Origin of the sequence: Rhizobium aouanii (assembly GCF_037002925.1) — a bacterium.
Classification (GTDB): domain Bacteria; phylum Pseudomonadota; class Alphaproteobacteria; order Rhizobiales; family Rhizobiaceae; genus Rhizobium; species Rhizobium aouanii.
Map to the genome: position 1 here is coordinate 1 of NZ_JBAMYD010000043.1, position 2,823 is coordinate 2,823.

At 61.6% G+C, this 2,823-nt stretch carries 3 protein-coding genes and 1 pseudogene; all 4 read right to left on the reverse strand.

The window, feature by feature from the left end; translation table 11 throughout:
* Positions 1-626 (reverse strand): ABC transporter ATP-binding protein (locus V8P77_RS34595; RefSeq protein WP_335916749.1); only part of this gene is annotated, 626 nt, incomplete at its 3' end.
* Between the two features lie 3 nt (positions 627-629).
* Complete coding sequence (locus V8P77_RS34600; protein WP_335916750.1) at positions 630-1,577, reverse strand: carbohydrate ABC transporter permease; 948 nt, start codon at positions 1,575-1,577, stop codon at positions 630-632.
* Entirely contained in the window at positions 1,574-2,527 is a 954-nt protein-coding gene (locus tag V8P77_RS34605; protein WP_017960063.1) for a carbohydrate ABC transporter permease, read from the reverse strand. Before V8P77_RS34605 ends, V8P77_RS34600 begins: the two co-directional genes overlap by 4 nt.
* A 167-nt stretch (positions 2,528-2,694) precedes the next feature.
* Positions 2,695-2,823: pseudogene (locus tag V8P77_RS34610) on the reverse strand (sugar ABC transporter substrate-binding protein); the annotation flags it as partial.

Consider the following 2,823-nt stretch of genomic DNA (forward strand, 5'->3'; position numbering starts at 1 on the left):
TCCTTCAGCACGGCGATCTTGGTCGCCAGCGTCATCGCCTCGATCTGGTCATGGGTGACATAGACGAAGGTGGTGCCCATGCGCTGATGCAGCCGCTTGATCTCGGTGCGCATGTCGACGCGCAGCTTGGCGTCGAGATTGGAGAGCGGCTCGTCGAACAGGAAGACCTGCGGATTGCGCACCAGCGCCCGCCCCATGGCGACACGCTGGCGCTGGCCGCCGGAAAGCTGGCTCGGCTTGCGGTCGAGCAGATGGCCGATCTGCAGCATGTCGGAGACCTGGGCGATCGCCCTGGCACGCTCCTCCTTCGGCACGCCGCGGATCTCCATGCCGAAGGCAATGTTGCCCGCCACCGTCATGTTCGGATAGAGCGCATAGGATTGGAACACCATGGCGATGTCGCGCTTGGAGGGATGCAGGCCGGCAATGTCGCGCCCGTCGATCCTGATATCGCCAGAGGTGATCGTCTCCAGCCCGGCAATGGTGTTGAGCAGGGTGGACTTGCCGCAGCCGGACGGGCCGACCAGCACGAGAAAGCCGCCCTTTTCGAGTTCGAGGTCGATCCCCTTGAGAATGTCGACGGCGCCGAAGCGCTTTTTGAGACCGGAGATTTCGAGGAAGGCCATGGATTACCCTTTGACAGCGCCCGCCATCAGACCGCGCACGAAGTAGCGGCCGGCGAGGATATAGACGATGAGCGTCGGTACGGCGGCGATCATCGCAGCCGCCATGTTGACATTGTATTCGACGACGCCGGTCGAGGTGTTGACGACATTGTTCAGCGCCACCGTCATCGGCATGGTGTCACCGGTGCCGGCGTAAGCCGAGGCAAACAGGAAGTCGTTCCAGATATTGGTGAACTGGTAGATCACCGTGACGACGATGATCGGCAGCGAGTTCGGCAGCATGATGCGGCGGAAGATCTGGAAGAAGCTGGCGCCATCGACCTGGGCGGCCCTGACCAGCTCGGTCGGAAAGGCCTCATAGAAATTGCGGAAGAACAGCGTCGTGAAGCCCAAGCCATAGACGACATGGACGAAGACCAGATTGACGGTCGGATTGCCGAAGCCGAAGTTGAAGCCCGTGGCATTCTGCAGCGTCATGCCGAAGCGGCCGAGGCTGCCGAGGATCGTCGCCATCGGCAGCAGCACCGACTGGAACGGGATGAAGCAGGCAAACAGCATCAGCCCGAACACCAGCGTGTGGCCGGGAAAGCGCCATTTGGTCAGCACATAACCGTTGAGTGCCCCCAAGATGGTGGAGATCACGACTGCCGGCACCACCATCTTGATCGAGTTCCAGAAGTAGCCCTTGATGCCGGCGCAGGTCAGCCCGACGCAGGTCTCGCCCCAGGCCTTGATCCAGGGATCGAAGGTCGGCGACTGCGGCAGCGCCAGCATGTTGCCGTTCTGGATCTCGTCCATGGTCTTGAACGAGGTCGTCAGCATGACGAAGAGCGGCATCAGATAGAGGACGGCAAAGATCAGCAGCAGGCCGTAGATGACGGTGCGGCCGATCCAGCGGGTGTTGGTGCTGTTCTGCGCCCTGTCGGCTGTCGGTGAGATGATCGCGCTCATCGCGCCTTCTCCTTCAGTTCGGAATAGAGATAGGGAACGATGATTGCCGAGATCGTCATCAGCATGATGATGGCGCTGGCCGAGCCGACGGCCATCTCGTTGCGCTTGAAGGTGTATTCATACATGAAGTTCGACGGCAGCCAGGCCGAGCCGCCGGGGCCGCCCGAGGTCAGCGCCACCACCAGGTCGTAGGACTTGATCGCCATATGGGCGAGCACGATGAAGGCCGACAGAAAGATCGGCCGCAGCAGCGGAATGACGATGCGCCGGTAGAGCTGGAAGGGCGAAGCGCCATCGATCTGGGCGGCCTTCATGATCTCGCCGTCGATGCCGCGCAGGCCCGCCAGGAACATCGCCATGACGAAGCCGGACGCCTGCCAGACACCGGCGATGACGACGGTGTAGATGACGAAGTCCTTGTTCTTGATCCAGTCGAAGTGGAAGCTCGTCCAGCCGAAGTGGTGCAGCGTCTGTTCCAGCCCGAGGCCGGGATCGAGGAACCATTTCCAGGCAACGCCGGTGACAATAAAGGAAAGCGCCATCGGATAGAGGAAGATCGGCCGCAACACGCTCTCGCCGCGGATCTTCTGGTCGAGCAGGATGGCAAGGAACAGGCCGAGCGCCAGGCAGATGCCGACATAGAGGAAGCCGAAGATCGCCATGTTGGTGATCGAGGTGTACCAGGAAGACGGCGGATCGCTCTCGAAGGTCCAGCGCCACAGCCGCTGATAGGCGCGTGCGCCGGTCAGCGCATAGGAGGGAAAGGTCTTGGAATTGGTGAACGACAGATAGGCCGTCCAGACGATGAAGCCGTAGACGAAGATGATGGTGATGACGAAGCTCGGCGCCAGCACGATCTTCGGCAGCGCATCCTGCAGCCGGCCCCTCAGCGAGATCCCCGTCGATTGCCGCGGCGTCAGAACCGGATCGGTGGTCGCAACGGTGCTCATGGAATGTCATCTCCTCCCTGCATAATCGTCCGGGCAATCGGCCCGGCATGATCGGCTCTGCATCATTATCCGGGCATGATTGTCCGCGTGATCATCCCGTATGATCGGCGCGGAGCCTGAAGCTTCCCCGCGGAGCCCGCGGGGAAGCATTGTCATCACACCTGGTCTCAGCGGGCGTCGTCGATCGCCTGGACGAGCTGCTTGACGGCTTCGTCGGAGGTCTTGATCTGGCCGTGGACGAACTTCGAGACGACATCCTTATAGGCATTGGCGATCGCCGGAGGGGCGCCGTAGCC